Genomic DNA, 19206 nt, shown 5'->3' with positions numbered 1-19206 from the left:
CATGAAAATCTGATTAAATAGTATACTCAATCAGTTAAGACAACTTCCTATAGCAAATTAACAGCTTCCATGCCGTGCAAAAATCAATTTTTCGTGTAATTTTTTTAATTTTCATGCTCTTACAGAGCGTTAACGCATCAGCCCGATATGCTGCAATCGTGATAGACGCCGACACCGGCCGAGTTATACACGAAAATGAAGCCTCACAACGCTGGTATCCCGCGTCATTAACCAAAGTCATGACTATTTACATGACTTTTTTGGCGTTGAAAGCGGGTGAACTTAATTTACATGATACCTTAACGGTCTCCAAACATGCCTCTATGCAGCCCAATTCACGATTGGGATTACGTTATGGACAAACTATCACTGTTGAACAAGCCATTATGGCGGTCACTACTCGTTCCGCTAATGATGCGGCTGTTTTACTGGCTGAAACACTGGCCGGTGGCAGCGAACAAAACTTTGCCGCAAAAATGACCCAACAAGCCAAACATTTGGGCATGGTCAGCAGTTCTTTCCAAAATGCCAGCGGCTTACCGGATGAAGGACAAATTAGTAGTGCCAGAGACTTGGCCGTGTTATCACTGGCAGTCATTCGCGATTTTCCTCAATATTACCCGTTTTTTTCAGCGACTGAATTTGTCTATAAAGGTCGGGTATTGCCTAACACCAATAAAATTTTAAAACTGTATCCCGATGCCGATGGCATGAAAACGGGTTTTACCTGCGGCTCCGGTTTTAACTTAATTGCCTCTGCCAGACGCAATGGGCATCGGGTTATTGGTGTGCTACTGGGTGCGCATTCCAGTGCAGAACGTTTTGCACAAATGGGCGATTTACTGGATATAGGCTTTGAAAAATTTAATAATGTCAGCACTGCTCAACATGTATCAGAACTGCACGCATTAAACGACACCCCACCGCCTTTTCAATTATCGTCTAACCGATGTGCAGGCAGTGCCGAACTAATGGGTGCAGAAACAGGTGGCCGTACAGAGCCTATACATGTTAAACCGCTGGATAAATACACCGAAACACATAAGCATAACGAACCAGAGTCGGAACCTACCACGTTGGCCTCTAATCATTGGTCGGTAGTTTTGGCGGTTGCCGGACGTAAACAGGATGCAGAACATACACTGGACACGGCACGCCAGTCTTTAGGTGTTTTGGCAAACGCTGGGCAGTCACAGCTGGTAAAAACAAAATTTAAAGGTGCACCCAGCTGGCGACCAGGCTGGACTAATCTAACCGAAACCGATGCACATGCTTTCTGCAAATACTTACAAAGTAAAAATCAGAGCTGTACCTTGGTATCTGGTAGAAGCAGCCATCATAAACCAAGCCTGCCAGTCCATCATACTGTTCATAGTAAACATATTTTACCAAGCAAACATGTCAAGCTTAATACACAGAGCAAGTCAGTAACACAGGTGACTAAACACACCCCTAAACATAGCAAACACCTTAAACAAGTGCATAAAGAAATTTCGTAACCTTTATATTTAGGCATAGACACAAAGATGATGCGTCATCACCACAGATGCGCATCACTTTCTAAGCATTAATAAAGCTTTTTGCCCTTACCAATATCTATTAAATCAGTTACATGTGCTTATTGAAACGCGGGTGACGTAAACACATAATCATTATTTTTTACGGTGGTATGGCAGGCAAAACAGGTAGCACTTTGTTGGGCATCATTCATAACCAACTTGGCTCCTTCCCAGCGACCAAACCCCCAACCGCCGGTTTCCTTATACTTTAAACTATCTTTAACCATTGCTTCAGCACCCGCAAACTCTCCAGGTACTATCGCTTGTGGCCAACTGGGATGAGTTTGTGCTTTCCATGATAATTTGGCAATGACTGTACCATCTGGCCAGGGTTTGGTTTTTCCTGCACGTCCAGCATGGATGGCAACTGTATTACCCACAATACTGCGCACATAGTTTTTATCCAATCGATGTGACACTGATAACACGCGCCAATCTATATAATCACCATAAACGGTTTTCGAGGTGGGTAGACTTTCAGCAACAGCCAAAGAAGAGCTAGCTAGACTGCTTATGGCTACTATTAAGCCAAGCAAACCCAGTTTCTGTGTAATATTCAAGGCAATCTCCTACGGGTTATAATGATATAATTGTCACAAATTAACGTTAATAATATGCGGATGCAAGTGGTACTTCACTGCGTTGAATGCATTCTGATGCGGATACATTCCACAGGCTTTAGCCTCATCCAACCTAGATATAAACTATAACGCTGAATAGTGACAAACATTTTAAAGCACTTATCCAATTAACTATACAGCGAAAATACGGTTTCGCACATTGTAAAGTGCATTGATTTTATACTTTAAAAAATTACGCTGATAACACCCACAGGAATACGCATGTCTGGCAACAAACTTAATCTACCTTCTACACTACTCTGGTTGAGCATTGGCATTTTAGGTGTTGGCGCGTTAGGATTTATTGCTTTACAACGCGGCGAATCCATCAATAGCCTCTGGCTGATTATTGCTGCACTGTGTGTGTATGCGTTAGGGTATCGATTTTACAGTGCCTTTATCGCCACCAAAGTCTTAATGCTGGATGCCAGTCGAGCCACACCAGCCGAACGTTTTAATGATGGTCGCGATTTTATTCCTACCCATAAATGGGTGGTGTTTGGGCATCATTTTGCAGCCATTGCCGGTCCCGGCCCTTTAATTGGCCCCACGCTGGCTGCACAATTTGGCTATCTTCCTGGTACCTTATGGATACTCATCGGTGCCGTATTAGGTGGCTGTGTTCAGGATTTTGTTACCTTATTTTTCTCTATACGTCGTGATGGCCGCTCTTTAGGACAAATGGCCAGAGACGAATTAGGCCTAATTGGCGGAACCACCGCCATGCTGGGCGTTATGTCCATCATGCTAATTTTAATTGCGGTATTGGGATTAGTGGTGGTCAACGCCATGAAACACAGTCCATGGGCAACCTCTACAGTTGCCGCTACCATCCCCATTGCCATGCTGATGGGAATTTACCTGCAACAACTGCGCCCTGGACGGGTTCTAGAAGCCACTTTAATCGGAGTAGCACTGTTAGTAATGGCCGTGGTGGGTGGCGGCTGGATTGATGATAACCCAATGCTACGCACTTTTTTCGATTTTGAAGCACCGCAATTGGCCATGATGCTAATTTTTTATGGTTTTGCAGCGGCTGTATTACCTGTGTGGTTACTACTTGCTCCGCGCGATTACCTGTCTACCTTTATGAAACTGGGTACCATTGGTGCGTTAGCCATTGCCATTTTACTGTTACGCCCAGAATTAAAAATGCCCGCATTAACACCGTTTATTGATGGCAGTGGCCCTATTTTTGGCGGCAAACTGTTTCCATTTGTATTTATTACCATCGCCTGCGGTGCTATATCGGGTTTTCATTCACTGATCGCTTCGGGTACCACCCCTAAATTATTAGCCAATGAACAAGATGCTCGCTTTATTGGTTATGGTGCCATGATGATGGAATCGTTTGTTGCCATTATGGCCATGATTGCCGCCACCGTTTTAGAGCCGGGTGTGTATTTTGCTATTAATAGTCCCGCTGGCATGGTGGGGAGTGATGCGGCACAGGCTGTTGCCAAAATCAGTAGCTGGGGTTTTATCGTCACCCAGGAACAAATGCAAGAACTGGCAAAAACCATGGGCGAGTCCACGCTATTTGCCCGTACCGGTGGCGCGCCCTCCTTGGCAGTCGGCATGGCCAGTTTGTTTGCACAAGTATTTGGCAAAAATCTACTGGCAGTGTGGTACCACTTTGCCATTATGTTCGAAGCCTTATTCATACTCACCACGCTAGATGCAGGTACCCGCGTTGCGCGCTTCATGTTACAAGACATGCTGGCCAGTTTTAATCTAAACCTGGGCAAATCCACAGACTATGCCAATATATTGATCACCAGCGCCATCGTCGTTTCGGCGTGGGGCTATTTTCTCTATATGGGAACCATAGACCCGCTAGGCGGCATTAACAGTCTGTGGCCACTGTTTGGCATCGCCAACCAAATGTTGGCGGCAATTGCTTTATGTGTAGCCACCACTATTCTGGTTAAATCGGGCAAAGTGCGCTATGTCTGGGTCAGTGCCCTACCCTTAACCTGGTTAATCATTGTCACCAGCTGTGCGGCTTGGGAAAAGTTATTTGACAATGACACCAGAGTGGGCTTTTTGGCGCATGCCCAGCAATTATCAGATAAACTGGCCAACGGTTTACTCTCCGCCGAACAAGCGCACAATGCACCGCGATTAATCTTTAACGATTATCTGGATGCAGGTCTAACGCTTATGTTTATGTTAATCAGCTGGTTATTGATTGCTGATACCCTACGCGTGATTTATTGCGTACTGAAAGGAAAATCTTATCCCCCATCCAGCGAAGCTGCACACATACCCAGCCGCTTGGTGGAAAATTGGGTCAGAGATTAATTTTAGGGAACTTCAGAAAACCATCAACAAGGGTCCCAGAGCAAAGTCGAAAGGCTCAGGCTGAACGGTGGCATTTATATATCAATGCCTTACCGTTCGTACTGAGCTCTTCGAGACAACTCAGAAGAGCCCTGTCGAAGCACAAAAGCCAGGTTTTAGACTAAACCTAAAACCATCCACACACTCAATACTTTACTGTACTGCCTTATCCTCTACTAGCTAAGGGTTTAACCGCTCTTTGCGGTTCGCCTATATAGAGTTGGCGTGGTCGGCCAATTTTTTGATTAGGATCGGATATCATTTCGTCCCAATGCGCTATCCAGCCCACGCTGCGCCCCATGGCAAACATGGCGGTAAACATATTACTGGGTATGCCCAGCGCTTTCAGCACAATGCCAGAATAAAAATCGACATTGGGATACAATTTTTTCTCCACAAAGTAAGGATCTTCCAACGCAATACGTTCCAGCTCTAATGCCAGTTTGAATAATGGATCGTCGTGCAAATTAAGCGCATCCAATACTTCGTAACAAGTGTCACGTATCAGTTTGGCACGCGGATCAAAGTTTTTATAAACCCGGTGTCCAAAACCCATTAAACGGAATGGATCGCTTTTATCCTTAGCTTTTTTAATGTAACGGTCAATATTATCAACACTGCCAATTTCCAAAAGCATGTTTAGTACTGCTTCATTGGCTCCCCCATGCGCGGGTCCCCACAGGCAAACAATACCGGATGTCACACAGGCATAGGGATTTGCACCGCTAGAACCAGCTAATCGAACCGTAGAGGTAGACGCATTTTGCTCATGATCGGCATGTAAAATTAAAATTCTGTCCAATGCTCTAACTAATACCGGATTTGGGCGATATTCTTCACAAGGATTGCCCAGCATCATACGCATAAAGTTTTCAACATAACTTAAATCATTGCGTGGATACATAAACGGCAAGCCAATACTGTATTTATAACTCATCGCCACTATGGTGGGGATTTTGGCAATAATACGGATTGCACACATATCGCGATCTTCTTTAGAACGAATATCTAGCGCATCATGGTAAAAAGCCGACAAAGCCCCTACCACACCCACCATAATCGCCATAGGGTGTGCATCACGACGAAACCCTTTAAAGAAATTGGTTAATTGATCATGCAATAAGGTGTGATGGATAATATCATCGGTAAATTTGTGTAACTGTGTCTGATCGGGTAGTTCACCCGTCAACAGTAAATGGCATACTTCTAAAAAGGTGCAGTGTTCGGCCAGTTCTTCAATAGGATAACCACGATACATTAAAATACCAGCATCACCATCGATATAAGTAATTTTAGATTTACAGCTAGCCGTTGAGGTAAAACCAGGGTCGTAGGCAAACATACCTGTGCGTTGATACAGTGTTTGCATATCCAGTACATCTGGCCCAACTGTGCCGCATAAAGTACTTAATTCATAATCGGTCTGTGTAGTCTCGTTTTTTAAGGTAAACTGATAATTCGTATTCATATTTTAATTCTCCGTAATAAAAACGCTTTTTCTGCGTGGCTCGCTGCAAGTATTCCTGTAAAAAAATTTAAAATTTCTTACTATAATAAATAATGTACAAAATTGGTTAATCAGCCATTGCCCGCTTCGGCATGACTTTTTAAACCTATTACATTTAGAACCGATAGTGATATCCAACGCTCCTTTACTAAAAATGCAAGCTTTACGCCAAAATGTCATATTTGGCTGTTATGGCAGCAATAGTTTGATTATTGCTTATAAATTCAATGCATCTAAACCTATCGTAAAAAATCTGACTTAATCAAAAACACAGATTATGCACTATAACTGTGCGTCATGTTATTATTGGTGCATAGTGCAATTCAGCAAAAAAGCCAAACCTTAAAATCACCGCCCTAACATTAAGCGCCACTTTAACCAGCAACCCTTTCCAACAGTTAGGTAACTAAGAGTAAGTGAACATTTAGCACACACGGGCATGAACAGGTATAATTCAATAAAGTAAGACCCTAGCCATTTAGCCATTCAACCCCTGACTATTTTAATGAACGATTCAGTTGTATACGCTTTAGATTTTGATGGTGTAATTTGTGATAGCGCCATAGAAACAGCTATTTCCGGTTGGAAATCCGCATGCCAAATTTGGGATGATATGCCTGAAGCCATACCAATGGACATGATCGAACACTTTCGTCAAGTAAGACCCATCATAGAAACCGGTTACGAAGCCATTTTAACTATGCGCTTGCTGTATGTGGGCGAGTCTATCGAAACAATTTATCAAGGTTATAGCCAGTTTTTTCAAACTTTGATGCGGGACGCGCAGACCAATAGTACCGAGTTAAAAAAGATATTTGGTGAAACCCGAGACAATTGGATTGCAAATGATAAGCAGGATTGGATAGAAAAAAACCCGCTCTATTCAGGTGTGGCAGAAAAATTGATGCAACTTAATCAAAGCAATACCTGGTATGTGATTACTACCAAGCAGGAGCGTTTTACCAAAAAAATTCTGTATGCCAACCAAATCGAACTAAACGAAGCGCATATTTTTGGATTGGAACGTAATATGAGCAAACCCGATATATTAAAAATGCTTTTTTACCGCCACTCCGGCCAAACCATGCACTTTGTAGAGGACAGATTGCCAGCACTGCTAAAAGTACGCGAACTCCCCGAACTGGATACTGTTAAGTTATCCTTCGCCTCTTGGGGATATAACTGTGCCGCCGATAAAGTGCAAGCCAAAGCCCACGATTTTACCTACTTAACACTGCACGAATTTTTAGTATAAATGCTTCGGCTTTATTGTTTAATTAACCAGACACACGGGTAACTTTCTGTAATCCCTGTTTAGAAAAAAACCATAATTCCGAGCCAAGAAAAAAAGTCGCCAGTACCAAAACAGCTATAACGCCCGTAAACATAATGCCATAATCAATTATATTTTTAAACATTTGATTTCTCACTTTATTTATTAAAATATAGATAAAGTTTATTGGCTTTGAAGTGTATTAACTGCGTGGTTTTTGGCAAAAAATTAGTTAATTTTGTTACCAAAGTCTAGAATAATAAGATGATTGCCATTGAGCGCAACAACCCAATTTTGCTTTCCAAATCCCCATGTACAGACCCGCACAATTTGATCAACAAAACATAGAACTAATGCACAATTTGATTCGTTCTAGACCATTAGCCACATTGGTGACAATAGACTCTGACGGCATCAATGCCAATCACATTCCATTACATTTATCAGCATTACCTGCTCCCTATGGCACCCTGCAAGGGCATGTTGCACGATCAAATTCCCTCTGGCAAGATTTTGCAGCCGATACCGAAGTATTAGCCATATTCCATGGGCCGGAAAGCTATATTAGCCCCTCTTGGTACGCCACCAAGAAAGAAACAGGAAAAGTGGTTCCCACTTGGAATTACGTGGTAGTGCATGCTTACGGTACATTACGCATCATTGATGATGCGGCATGGATTCGTCAGCAACTGCAAGCCTTAACCAATGAACAAGAAACAGACTTTGCAGACCCCTGGACGCTGGACGATGCACCTGCAGATTTTACTGAAAAACTGATAGGCTCGATTATTGGCATTGAAATGGTGATTACCCGGTTAGCGGGCAAATGGAAAATAAGCCAAAATCAACCGCTAAAAAATCAGCTGGGTGTCATTCAAGGGCTAAATTCTAGGCAACAAACGGAGATGGCAACGCTGGTAAGCAGCGGGATAGATCAAGTTTGATCATCGGAAAGTATTGCATCATCACGACTGCTAATTAAACCCCGGCATACGATTGATCTCTTCAAACAACCATTGACGAAACGCGATAAAGCTTGGGTTTTGTGCCGATTCCTGGGTATAAATCAAGTAATAAGTAAAATCCATGGTCAAACTTTTTTCAAAGGGAATGACAAGTCGCCCAGCGCCAATATCCGAAGCAGCAAGCATGGTGTGCGTAATGGCCACACCCAGCCCATTAACTGCCGCTTCCAGCGCCATGTAAGCATGATTAAAATGCATACCGCGAACCGGATCGACTTTATCCACTATACCCATGGCTTCCAACCAAATTTCCCAATACGACTTCTGTTGAATCTGATAAATTGGATCAACATGCAACAGTGTAACGTTGGCTAAATCAATCGGTTTTTTCAAAGCTTGCTTACCCTTTAATAATGTAGGGCTACATAAGGTAACCACCTGACCTGTAAACAGCTTTTCTACCTCAAAACCAGGAAAATCGCCAGAGCCAAAACGCACCGCCACATCAATATTGCCGTGTTCAACATCCACTAACTCTCTATCTTGCAAAACAGTCATGGTTTTAGAGCCGACTAATTTGGTACTGGCCGTAATTCTAACTTCGATATCCGGATGCTTGGCAACAAAATGATAAAGACGCGGCATTAACCACTTATTTGCAAACGAAGGTGTCACGTTAACACTAAAAATGGGCGCAGTATCAAAGCTTCGCATCTCATCAACCGCAGCAATCAGTAAATTAAAACCACTTTGTAGCTTATCCAGCGAGGCCTGACCCACAGCTGTTAAAACTAAAGCGCGATTGCCGCGGTGAAATAACCGTACATTAAGATGATCTTCCAACGCCTTAATCTGATGACTAATCGCCGCAGGCGTAACATACAGCTCGTCCGCTGCTTTTTTAAAGCTTAAATGTCTGGCCGCAGCTTCGAAAGCACGAAGCGAATTTAAGGGGGGTAAGCTACTACTCATAGGCTTAATTACTCACAATTAGTAAACAAACTATTAATAAAGCCTGCATTAGATTAGTTTTTTTAAACAATCAGGTTATATTTTATCATTTGTCAGCAAGTTACACATCACCTATAGTGGAATCGTCATCAACACCGATGACGACTTTGGACAAAATTATGAACATCAAAAATTTAATGCTTATTACAGTATTGTCTTTGACCGCTGCAACAGCTGTAGCTAAAGACACAAACAATCTTGCGATTCAGAAAAGTAGTGGCGGATTACCAGCAAGCCCGCTTCAGTATCAAATATTAGGCCCTAAGCCCAATAAACCAGCTGAATTCGCGCGTTTCGAAGCAGTACCCGTCCGTTACACTAAAGCAAATACTTATCAGGGCAACGCCATCAGTCCTAATCAGTTAGAAGTGCTTGGGAAGAAAGTGAAATAAGTGGGCTACCAGCTATCGCAATGCGCTAACTTTTATTGGCGTATTGCGATCTTCCTGGCGATTGCCATTACAATCACTCAATTGTAATGACGGCGGTGACATGGAAAAAACCACTGAACTGACTTTACTTAAGGCGCTAAGCCCCAGTATTTGTCGGTTTTCGCCTGGAAAAACAGCGGCATCAACGTTTTTTAACACACAGTTGTTACCAATATCAATAGACTGAATAGTGTAGAGCGCTACGACTTTAACGGAACCATCCGCTGTCACCCCTTTGATTTGATTAGTGTATTTTGCTTGCCCATTGGCTTTTAAAATAGCCAGAGTATTTTCGTTGATAATGGTATAGCTTGAACCGGTATCGACCAGAAAATCCATTTGCTGCATACCTTTAATATGAATAGGAATATAAAAAGTACCCGCTTCGCTTACGTGCATCGCGATAGGCTTGTCTACGTCACCGCCTAAGCAGTTGTCAAAAGACATTAAACAAACAATCAAAAAGATAATTCGCATCATAACCAGCTCTGCCTAATAGAGTTAATGCCCAGCAATGCGAGTGCAATGCATGAGTAATTGACGAATACTAACATTAATATTAGGTATAAAACAATTGTACGAATGTCTTGATTGTTTACATGTAGTAAAACAATATAAATTTAGGGTTATATGCAAAATAATGTGGGTAAAAAACCATATAAATCAATCTTGTTCGCTTCGAAAAATATTAGTAGAGACTTGTAAAATTAAATCCGTTCGTCCTGAGCCAGTCGAAGGATGAGCGGATTTACTTTTGGCTAATCGTGAAACCACTGCCCAATTACCACACATCATGACTTCTTTCTTCTTACGACTCCATCCTTTGATTTGTCTTTCCGCTGACAATGCTTCATAAACATATACCACATCTATGAGGCTAATGCCGACTCAAGGTTAAGGAATGTATTCACTAAGTCCTCTGACATAACACCCGGTAACATGATTATTCAACACGGACTAATAGCTTAGAATTCAGGTAGCGAGTCAAGGTTATTGGGCGTGAAGTTGTCAGCTACGGTTTTAAGATACCAAGTTTCAACAATAACATTAGCCCGGCGACCATCCACCAATGTATAAAAGGTTCCTTGTCCAGAAGTGATAATGTTGGCGACATCTGCTTCGGCCAGTACCCAACGGCCATTTCCATTCCCTGGGCCGCTGACCATCTGAATGAACTGTCTATGCCCACCGCCTCTTTCGGTAACTTTGCGAACAGAGTCTATCTGGTAATCGTCCGGCACCAGAACAGGCACGGGTGGGGACGGTAGCATACAAGCTCCAAGAGTGTCCGAGAAATAGGAGGAAACAACAACGCCATTGTAAACCCCCGAAGAGCAACAAACGTCGCAGATTTCGTTCCAGTTGGTCGGGTTGCTCGGGTTAATCTGCATGGCATCGCCGTGCGGATCGGTCATGGCTTCGACAATCTCATGCGAAAAGGTGAAGGTGATATTGGCGAGCGTCGCGGAATAATCGACCCACGCGTATTCTACGGAAGGATCTCCGGCATCCCAGTAATAGGAATGTGCACCCGACGCCCCGTTGGCAGTGTTAAAGCCGGGCGGCATAAAGATGACCAATAGATCCCAAGATTGGTGTGGGCCAAGAGTATGCACAATTGCGCGAGCTGCACTTTCAATATCAGACGGTTGAAATGAGGGGGGAATGTTGACCGTGGAACTGGTGACCACCAGCGGAGGCCCGGCAAGATCAAATCCCCATCCTGTCCCAAGACCATCGAAATAACTATAGGAACCATACTGATTGGTCACTGGTGTGGAAAGTGAAGTTAACGCAGCGTAAATGGCACCAACGCCAGGTGTAATGGGCGTGTTCCAGATAGCCCCCCAAAAAACGCAAAGCACCACGGGTTGATTAAGGAATGGACCACCGCCAAAAGTTACGGTTGTTCCAGCCGGGGCATCGCAAGCTGTATGAAAAGTCGTAGGTGTACCTGGTTGCCCAGGGAACTGAATAGCCGAATCAAGCCCGCGAGCCGGAATATGCGTGATGCCTTGTCCAGTACTTGCCGTTAGTAGAATTTCCTGCGGGGCATTAACCTCCACGGTGCGATAAGGTCCATGTGCCCAAGCGCGTAGACGTCCCAAACGTTCTTCACGTGTTTCGGATTTATTCTTCATGGCACATCCCCTTGTATAAAATATCATGAAATTATTTATTCCAAGCAGCGTGAAGCCTGCTCTTAAATCGCTTTGGCGACCTGTAACTAGCACAAGCACGATGATGTATCAAAACTTTACGGACACATCAGCAATTATTCTATTCTCACTTCAAATTTTGGCTGTAAAAAAGTATATGAGTTTGAAAGCTAGATTTCTATATCAATTTTCATAGTTATTTAGTGAAAGATTACACTGTTGACAAAAAAATTATAAACAGGCAGGTAAAATGAAGTTGAGTGATGGTAATAGGTACGCAAATAACATTGATACTAGACGGAAAATCCGCTCACATTACAGAGGTGCGGCAGCGATTGCAGACACCGCTACCACCTGTTTAAGTTTTTTAAATTCGATAAGCTGTTTTCCGACACTGTAGCCTTCGACCATGCGGCACATTGCGCTAAAGATAATGTTCCCTATTAGGGGGTTTAGGCCCAAACCGCCGAAAATTCTGGCGACTCTTTAGCAAACTGTTTTTGAATAGATGATCCTCATTCAAGTTTTTCAACCTTGTGCTGCAAAAATTCAATTAACCAATTTGCCCAGAAACCAATTAGGTTAGTATTCGCCTATGGAGAAACGAATCCCTCATTGCAAGCTATTGGTGATCAAAGCCATGGTGGAAGCAAGCAAGGTGCGAACGAGTTACTCGGCTGAACAGGGAGCGGCGCAAGCGTATCCGATATGCTGGCTGTCGTACTGGCACTCACGACTGCGGATTTCTACAAGAGTATGACCACCCATGCCGACCATACGATCTGGCAGGATGTGTACCTGAAATTAACGGTCATCGATAACGTGCTGATTGTATCCTTCAAGGAGCTTTGATCATGAAATATCCTGTTTGCGGTGCGGCGGAACTGATCCATGATACCCGCCGACCAACCCTATACCTATAAGGGTGTTATCATCACTATCGAAGCAGTTACCGGCGACTTTTGTCCTGTGTGCGATGAAGCCGTTCTGGATATGGCAGAATCGAAGCTGCAATTCAACAAACAAGTTAATGCTGCTTATGTCGATCCAGGTTTTATCGCCAATGTACGCAAGAAGCTTCGCCTGGATCAGCGCGAAGCTGCTGAATTCATCGGGCGGCCAATGCTTTCTCACGCTATGAGAGTGGCAAGACCAAGCCACCAGTGGCCTTGGTGAAGTTGCTCAAGCAGCTAGACCGTCACCCTGATCTACTCAAAGAAGTAAGAACTGTCTAAGGGATATAATAATTCAACTTAATTTGTTTTATGTATCGATTAGTTAAGATAAATTTTGACAAAATTATATGAGTCCAGGCCAATTTTCTTATTTGACTGCTGTAAACTTCGTTTGTTGAAAACTGTAGGCGTTAAAACTTTTGAATGTCTGGGCTTCCTTGGCTGTTCTGACTAATTAGCAGTTCTTCAAGTTGATCTCACAATACGCTTAAAGCCTGCTGTTTATCACCTTGGTTATTGGCCTGAATGATCAGGGTCACGGTTTTTATCTACAAGGATGTAGAGTATGCAGAAATTGCAGGAGCAAATTTCTGCCCGGCTGGCATTGCGGAGTTCACTACCCAGGGTGTATTTATGTGGTAGTGGCTAAAACTGGCGACGATATTTCAAAATGCAACGCCAGATTTAAGGTGTCCGGGTAAATCGGCATATGTTCGTAACGCGCCATTCCTTTCCTTACCTCGCAGATCGCCTTTATCCTAAAAGGGTCAAATGACCCAAAACACACAATTACTCACCGTGACCACGTCGCTTCAAGCCCAGTAATGCCAACATACCAGAGCCAAACAGCCACACAGCGCCTGGTACCGGTACGGCGTTCACTTGTCCAGGGCTGACTGCCCAAGCATACAATTGGAGGTTCTTATAGACACTGTACTGGAGGCCATAGACAGTAACAAAATCCCATGCATTGCTAGTATAGCCCACATACTCCGTACCAGACCAGTACGTATAGGTGTGGGCGTTTATGAAAGGTCCCACTGAACCCGAAGTATCATTTAAGGCTCCTGTGCCCAGAATGCCAAAATTTGCCGCAGGATATTCTAATGCGTGAAGTTCGTTGTAATATAGCTCACCCAGTTGGCTATTAGTAATATTGTTGCTACCAGTTTGATCTGGTTGGGTTGGCAAAGCCCACTGATTTGAACCTCCGTAATTTTGCGTGTCCAGATAATGTACCAATGCTTGACCCGCCCACCAGTCTACGGTGCCGCCGCTGCCAAAATCCGCTGCAGTGAGTGTGTAGGTTCCAGTAGGATCAGGATAAGGAAAATTAGTATTAGGCGTGTCATGAATCACGCCATTGCTTGCCTTAATGATGGCATTGACGATGTTATTATAGCTAGTTGAGCCGTAGGCCCCTTCCCAGGTGCCTAACAGGTTCGCGTCCTGTGTCCAAGTAGTGTTATTACCTGAGTCATAAACCAAATTTTGGCCGTTGACCGTTTCGCTGGTCAGTGCCGCCTGGGCGCTAAAGCTAGCCAGACCGAATACTAGGCCAGCGGCCAGCAGGGTTTTTCCGAGTTGCATGGGTGATTTCCTTTCGTTTGTGTTGGTTGGTTCTATTTGGTGTGCTGCCCAATCGGCTGACCTTGACTTTTTTACCACCCCAAAAAAAAGATATAGCTAGTAGCTAGAGCTAGTGGCTAATTGTATGCAAGTCTACATTATCATATTTGCTAATTGTTTTACATTTAATTTTTGTGACACTATATGCTCACAGCATGTTTGATCATAGCTACTGGCTTAATGGTCTCTGAAAAAAAAAGCAAAGCAGAGAGAATGTCAACGGCTGCTTTTTTTAAGATAAGTGGCCGTTTTGAATCTTTTTGGGTGGCTATTAAACCAGAATATACAGGCAAACGTTACCAGCACTTATTCCGGTGCCAATTTGCCCGCACTATCGTGGCCACTCTGGGAATCAAGGAAATGACTCAAAGTACGCTGATTCAGAAATTATGTACCTACACGCAATCAAACCCCACCCGTAGCGCGGTCTTCGAGTTCAATAAGCTAATCCGCAGCATATACGCATTGCGATATATGCTCGACCCACAAATCGTGCGCAACTCGCATCATTCGCGCAGGTTGGCGGCTAATCGCAAATGCGATCATTTACTATAACTCCGCCATCCTGTCACGGATACTCGACAAATATAAAGCGTCCCCAAAACTGAAGATTTTGGCGCTCATCAAGAAAGTCTCGCCAGCGGCCTGGCAGAATATTCATTTTAATGGCCATTATGCTTTCAGAGATAGCAGACAGAGCATAGATCTTGATGCGATTGTGGCCAAATTGGAGTTGGAATAATAGCGCTGTAACGCTTGCTAAAGACTCCCCGGAATTTTCGGCTGTTTGCCCTATTAGGCAATGCGATGTCAATTACGACTTACCGATTTGGATTCTAGTAAGTATATTAGAATAAGAAGATCAAAATTGACAGATGGATACTGAAAAGCAAGGCATCATATAGCCGACTATTCGCAAAATCAGAGCAAAATAATTGTCGCCATGATTAATAGTTTTGAGTTTTTTAAATTTTATATATTGTGGTGGAGATAGGTGGACTTGAACCACCGACCTGTGGGTTATGAATCCACCGCTCTAACCAACTGAGCTATATCTCCATTACATCAAAGACGTGACATTAAAATCTAAACCTAAAATCTTTTGATATATAAACAATCTTATTTAAGGTTTAGTAATTAGAAAAAGGTTTTTCTAACTCAAATTTTTGTACCTTACAACTTCCTTTTAACTTTCTTTCCCTCTGTTTGAGCCGTGTATTATGCCACATCTAAAAATTTCTTCAACTATTATCAACAAAAGATACACAACTTTAAATCTTTAAAGTGTAAATAATTTGTAACTATTCAGCGTAAATAATTAAAAAAAAGCTTGACAAGGTTTTTGGTCGAAAAATAAAAAATTCAGTGAACTGCCAGCTTGTAGTGGAATGACGTATTTAGCTACGCATTCGGCAACTACAATTCCTCAATTGCAACATTAAATAGAAGGGTAGTGACTCTTGGTCGTTCGTGGCCTACATCGCAACCTCGAAGGCAAAAATCGACTTTTAAAACTGGCCTTATAATACCGCTAACAGTAACGGTTTAGCGGTATATTAGTTTGACTGTCGATAATATCAACATTGAAGACACCATCAAAAAAGTTCAGCAACTGATCGCTGATGAAGAGCATATGTCATCAGCTTTGCGTGCGACCTTAGAAGTCATGATCATGCTGATTCAAATAATGGCTAATCGTTTAAGCCTGACTAGCCGAAATAGCAGCAAACCGCCTTCTACGGATCGTTTTAAAGATCAAGACAAAGTCAGTGGCGATGACGAGAACAAAGGCAAAAATAGAAAGCGCGGTGGGCAGTTCGGTCGGATAGGTACAACTTTAAAAAAAGTGGACGATCCCGATGAAATTGAAATTCTGGAATTAGATCGGGCGACTTTACCACCAGGGAACTATCAGGAAGTTGGTTTTGAGATCCGCCAAGTATTTGATATTGAGATTCAGCGCCTTGTGACCGAATACCGCGCTCAAGTTCTGGAAGATCAATTTGGCAAACGTTTTACAGCCTCTTTTCCGGTTGAAGTCACTAAAGCGGTGCAATACGGGAATGGCGTCAAAGCACAGGCCGTGTATTTGTCTCAATATCAACTCATTCCCTACCAACGTGTTCAAGAGCAATTTCAGGATCAATTCCAACTACCGATCAGTGTCGGCTCAATCTTTGAATTTAACCAGCAAGCTTATCATTTGCTCGAACAATTTGAATTGAAACTCATCACGAAAATACTCGCCTCGTCCCTATTGCATTCCGATGAGACCGGGATCAACATCAATGGGAAAAATCATTGGCTGCACTGTATTTCGAACCAGCAATGGACGCTCTTTTACGCCCACGCCAAACGCGGCATGGAAGCAATAACCGCTATGAATGTTTTAACCCGTTTTACAGGTATTCTCTGCCACGATCACTGGAAGCCCTATTTCCAGTTGAACTGCCTGCATGCCTTATGTAACGCTCACCATTTGCGCGAGCTGACCTATGCCGAAGAACAAGAGAACCAAGCATGGGCTAAGGATATGCGAGAGTTGCTTGTTTCTATCAATGAGGCTGTTAAGGCCCAGGGCGGTGTTTTATCCGATTCTATAGCGGCAGGCTATACCGATCAATATCGGGCAATTCTTAAAGAGGCTGAGCAGGAATGTCCTCCCCCGCTCCCAGAGAGAAAGGAAGGACAACGGGGACGACTTAAACGCAGTAAATCGCGAAACTTATTGGAGCGGTTAATCAACTTTGAGCAGCAAACCTTAAGGTTTATGACTGATGCCAAGGTACCCTTTACCAATAACCAAGGAGAGAACGACATCAGAATGACCAAGGTTCACCAAAAGATTTCAGGCTGTTTTCGTAGTCAGGAAGGTGCTGATATTTTTTGCCGTGTTCGAAGTTATTTATCAACATGCCGGAAAAACAACATATCAGCCAGCGAAGCGTTGACACTGCTCTTTAATGGCAAATTGCCGGATTTTATACGGTGACGACCAAAATTCGCTGAGCGTGATAAATTACGCTGAATAGTTACAATAATTTAAAATCGCCCCGAAAGGCGATTCTTAAGTCATGATCGTCCCCTCACTCTGGATTTGGGCCGTTATGGCAGCTATAACAACTGACTTGATAACCTGCAGCCCAGGTTTTGACACCATAATCACCCGCGTTAATAGTTGTCGCTGACTTGACTGCGCTCAATGGTGTACCCACACTGGAGCTACTATGACAATAAGTACAATCTGGGGAAGTTGCCGTACCTTTTTTATTAGCTTCCTGATGCTGACTAACCCAGGCTTGACCTGTAGTATGCATGCCGTGCGGGCCACCATTTACAGTATTGGGTACAGTGGTGTGACAAGCTTTACAAGCCGCAACGGGTCCTGCGTGTCCTTGTAAGGCAATGCTCTGCAAATTCTCTTCGGCATGACCAGACGGATATTCCGCATGTGTAGAGCCATGACAAGCCTCACACTGCAACCCGCCATGTCCTTTACTAAAACGGTATAAATTCAAACCAGGTACTGGTGTATCTGCATTGGTAGCAAAGGTATGGTCAGCAGGTAGAACAGCGTTACCATTTAGGTCAACAGCAGAGGTTGATCGACCACCCGGTGCAGCATCGTTATGGCAGGATTCGCACACCGGCTCGTTGAACCAACCTTGACGTGTATTACTACCCACATTTTTCAAATTGCCGTGACAACTTTGACAACTCATGGTGGCGTTGCCTTTGGCATCGACCGCATTACCCATTACACCACGTAAACAACGTGTCAGTGAACCGGGATGACATTCATAACAGGACGAACGATTATTGATACTACCTAAAGCTATATTGCTAACTGGATCAATTACATCGGCGTGTTTAAGATGTATTGATTGAGTAAATGCTGGAATCCCGGCAATTCCCCCCATTAACGTTTTCTTATTTTCTTTATCAAAATACGCGTTACTGGCATGGCAGGACACACAAAGTACAGGCTTACCATTATCTGCCGATGCCAGCAGACCTTTGGCATAACCTGCCTTGGTAAGCGCCGATTTAAATGTGCTATTGCTGGCCTGTTTTTGGTCATGCAACATTAAAATATTACGCTTCCAATCTTTGTTTGGATCATTGTCAAACACCCAGTTTGGTGAAGGCTTGGCTGCTACTTGCGCCGGAGTGCCAACATCTATAGAAGCATGGCAATCCTTGCAGGTCATTTCATCACTTACCGGTAATAGTGTTGTGGCGGTAGCCAAAATATTGCCGGTGGTAGCATCTCTGGCGACCACTTTTACATTAGGATAAAAGTTTTTATTCATCTTATCATCGTAAGGGGTAACCGGTATGCCCTCAGCTTCGAACCAACCATAAGCCAGATTATAAGTCATTGCTGCTGGTGTCAAAGACGGCGTTTTATTACCGGGCATTGGTGTACCGTTGGCAAGCCCATCAAGGTTTAGACCCACATTAGGTGCAGGGTTTAAGCCAAATAAATCATAAACCCAACTCCAAAAATTGGTTTTGTTGGCGCTACTGGTGTTTATAGACCCAGTGCTATCCGCAACTGCTTCGTAAGTTAACAAAACATTTGTGTTTACTAACTTACCGTTTTTATCTTTTAGTTGGGCATGTAAAGTATTATAAGGCGGCAATATTGAAAAGATGGAAAAATCTAGACCATCCATACAATGCATCCCCAAATCATTCCAAGCTAAAAGCATGTAATTACCTACCGCAGTTGAACTTAAAACCGTTACAG

At 43.4% G+C, this 19206-nt stretch carries 15 protein-coding genes, 1 tRNA gene and 1 pseudogene; 8 read left to right on the top strand and 9 right to left on the bottom strand.

The annotated features are described in order from the left end of the window. Window positions 1–158 precede the first annotated feature (158 nt). The gene (locus ABH008_RS12465) at window positions 159–1499 is read left to right on the top strand and encodes a D-alanyl-D-alanine carboxypeptidase family protein (RefSeq protein ID WP_347985946.1); all 1341 of its coding nucleotides are present in this window, start codon (window positions 159–161) and stop codon (window positions 1497–1499) included. A gap of 119 nt (window positions 1500–1618) precedes the next feature. On the opposite strand, the gene ABH008_RS12460 is transcribed toward ABH008_RS12465, so the two are convergent. Beyond that, window positions 1619–2119 carry a cytochrome P460 family protein gene (locus ABH008_RS12460; protein WP_347985945.1) on the bottom strand — a complete coding sequence of 167 codons (501 nt, stop codon included), beginning with the start codon at window positions 2117–2119 and terminating at the stop codon, window positions 1619–1621. 282 nt (window positions 2120–2401) lie between these two features. Here ABH008_RS12460 and ABH008_RS12455 point away from each other — a divergent pair, with 282 nt between their 5' ends. Then, the gene (locus ABH008_RS12455) at window positions 2402–4483 is read left to right on the top strand and encodes a carbon starvation CstA family protein (protein ID WP_347985944.1); all 2082 of its coding nucleotides are present in this window, start codon (window positions 2402–2404) and stop codon (window positions 4481–4483) included. A 205-nt stretch (window positions 4484–4688) separates the two neighbouring features. Here the strand turns inward: ABH008_RS12455 and gltA are convergent, their stop codons facing one another. After that, window positions 4689–5990 carry a citrate synthase gene (gene gltA / locus ABH008_RS12450; protein WP_347985943.1) on the bottom strand — a complete coding sequence of 434 codons (1302 nt, stop codon included), beginning with the start codon at window positions 5988–5990 and terminating at the stop codon, window positions 4689–4691. A 544-nt stretch (window positions 5991–6534) separates the two neighbouring features. Here gltA and ABH008_RS12445 point away from each other — a divergent pair. Beyond that, complete coding sequence (locus ABH008_RS12445) at window positions 6535–7284, top strand: HAD family hydrolase (RefSeq protein ID WP_347985942.1); 750 nt, start codon at window positions 6535–6537, stop codon at window positions 7282–7284. Window positions 7285–7306: 22 nt separating this feature from the next. Here the strand turns inward: ABH008_RS12445 and ABH008_RS12440 are convergent, their stop codons facing one another. Further along, window positions 7307–7447: a hypothetical protein gene (locus ABH008_RS12440; protein WP_347985941.1), complete on the bottom strand. Its 141-nt coding sequence runs from the start codon at window positions 7445–7447 to the stop codon at window positions 7307–7309. Window positions 7448–7613: 166 nt separating this feature from the next. Here ABH008_RS12440 and ABH008_RS12435 point away from each other — a divergent pair, with 166 nt between their 5' ends. Continuing rightward, entirely contained in the window at window positions 7614–8246 is a 633-nt protein-coding gene (locus ABH008_RS12435) for an FMN-binding negative transcriptional regulator (protein ID WP_347985940.1), read from the top strand. Between the two features lie 30 nt (window positions 8247–8276). Here ABH008_RS12435 and gcvA read toward each other — a convergent pair whose 3' ends face one another. Next, the gene (gene gcvA, locus ABH008_RS12430; RefSeq protein WP_347985939.1) at window positions 8277–9239 is read right to left on the bottom strand and encodes a transcriptional regulator GcvA; all 963 of its coding nucleotides are present in this window, start codon (window positions 9237–9239) and stop codon (window positions 8277–8279) included. Window positions 9240–9397: 158 nt separating this feature from the next. Here gcvA and ABH008_RS12425 point away from each other — a divergent pair, with 158 nt between their 5' ends. Continuing rightward, on the top strand, window positions 9398–9670 hold the full coding sequence (locus ABH008_RS12425) for a hypothetical protein (RefSeq protein WP_347985938.1): 273 nt from the start codon (window positions 9398–9400) through the stop codon (window positions 9668–9670). Window positions 9671–9682: 12 nt separating this feature from the next. Here ABH008_RS12425 and ABH008_RS12420 read toward each other — a convergent pair whose 3' ends face one another. Then, complete coding sequence (locus ABH008_RS12420) at window positions 9683–10189, bottom strand: retropepsin-like aspartic protease (RefSeq protein WP_347985937.1); 507 nt, start codon at window positions 10187–10189, stop codon at window positions 9683–9685. A 485-nt stretch (window positions 10190–10674) separates the two neighbouring features. Further along, complete coding sequence (locus tag ABH008_RS12415) at window positions 10675–11850, bottom strand: DUF3892 domain-containing protein (RefSeq protein ID WP_347985936.1); 1176 nt, start codon at window positions 11848–11850, stop codon at window positions 10675–10677. Window positions 11851–12759: 909 nt separating this feature from the next. Between ABH008_RS12415 and ABH008_RS12410 the strand changes: the two genes are divergently transcribed. Further along, complete coding sequence (locus ABH008_RS12410) at window positions 12760–13044, top strand: type II toxin-antitoxin system MqsA family antitoxin (protein WP_347985935.1); 285 nt, start codon at window positions 12760–12762, stop codon at window positions 13042–13044. A 569-nt stretch (window positions 13045–13613) separates the two neighbouring features. Here ABH008_RS12410 and ABH008_RS12405 read toward each other — a convergent pair. After that, a complete protein-coding gene (locus ABH008_RS12405) occupies window positions 13614–14414 on the bottom strand; it encodes a hypothetical protein (protein ID WP_347985934.1) in 801 nt (266 codons plus the stop codon). Between the two features lie 372 nt (window positions 14415–14786). Between ABH008_RS12405 and ABH008_RS12400 the strand changes: the two are divergent. After that, window positions 14787–15195: pseudogene (locus tag ABH008_RS12400) on the top strand (Tn3 family transposase); the annotation flags it as partial. Window positions 15196–15435: 240 nt separating this feature from the next. Here ABH008_RS12400 and ABH008_RS12395 read toward each other — a convergent pair. Further along, window positions 15436–15512: transfer RNA gene (locus ABH008_RS12395), tRNA-Met, on the bottom strand. A gap of 502 nt (window positions 15513–16014) precedes the next feature. On the opposite strand from ABH008_RS12395, the gene ABH008_RS12390 reads away from it, so the two are divergent. Next, complete coding sequence (locus ABH008_RS12390; protein WP_347985933.1) at window positions 16015–17445, top strand: IS66 family transposase; 1431 nt, start codon at window positions 16015–16017, stop codon at window positions 17443–17445. Between the two features lie 94 nt (window positions 17446–17539). Here the strand turns inward: ABH008_RS12390 and ABH008_RS12385 are convergent, their stop codons facing one another. Next, window positions 17540–19168 carry a hypothetical protein gene (locus tag ABH008_RS12385; RefSeq protein ID WP_347985932.1) on the bottom strand — a complete coding sequence of 543 codons (1629 nt, stop codon included), beginning with the start codon at window positions 19166–19168 and terminating at the stop codon, window positions 17540–17542. Window positions 19169–19206: the final 38 nt, after the last annotated feature.

It is taken from the genome of Methylomonas sp. AM2-LC, assembly GCF_039904985.1.
GTDB lineage: Bacteria > Pseudomonadota > Gammaproteobacteria > Methylococcales > Methylomonadaceae > Methylomonas.
This window is presented reverse-complemented; position numbering and strand designations above follow the sequence as displayed.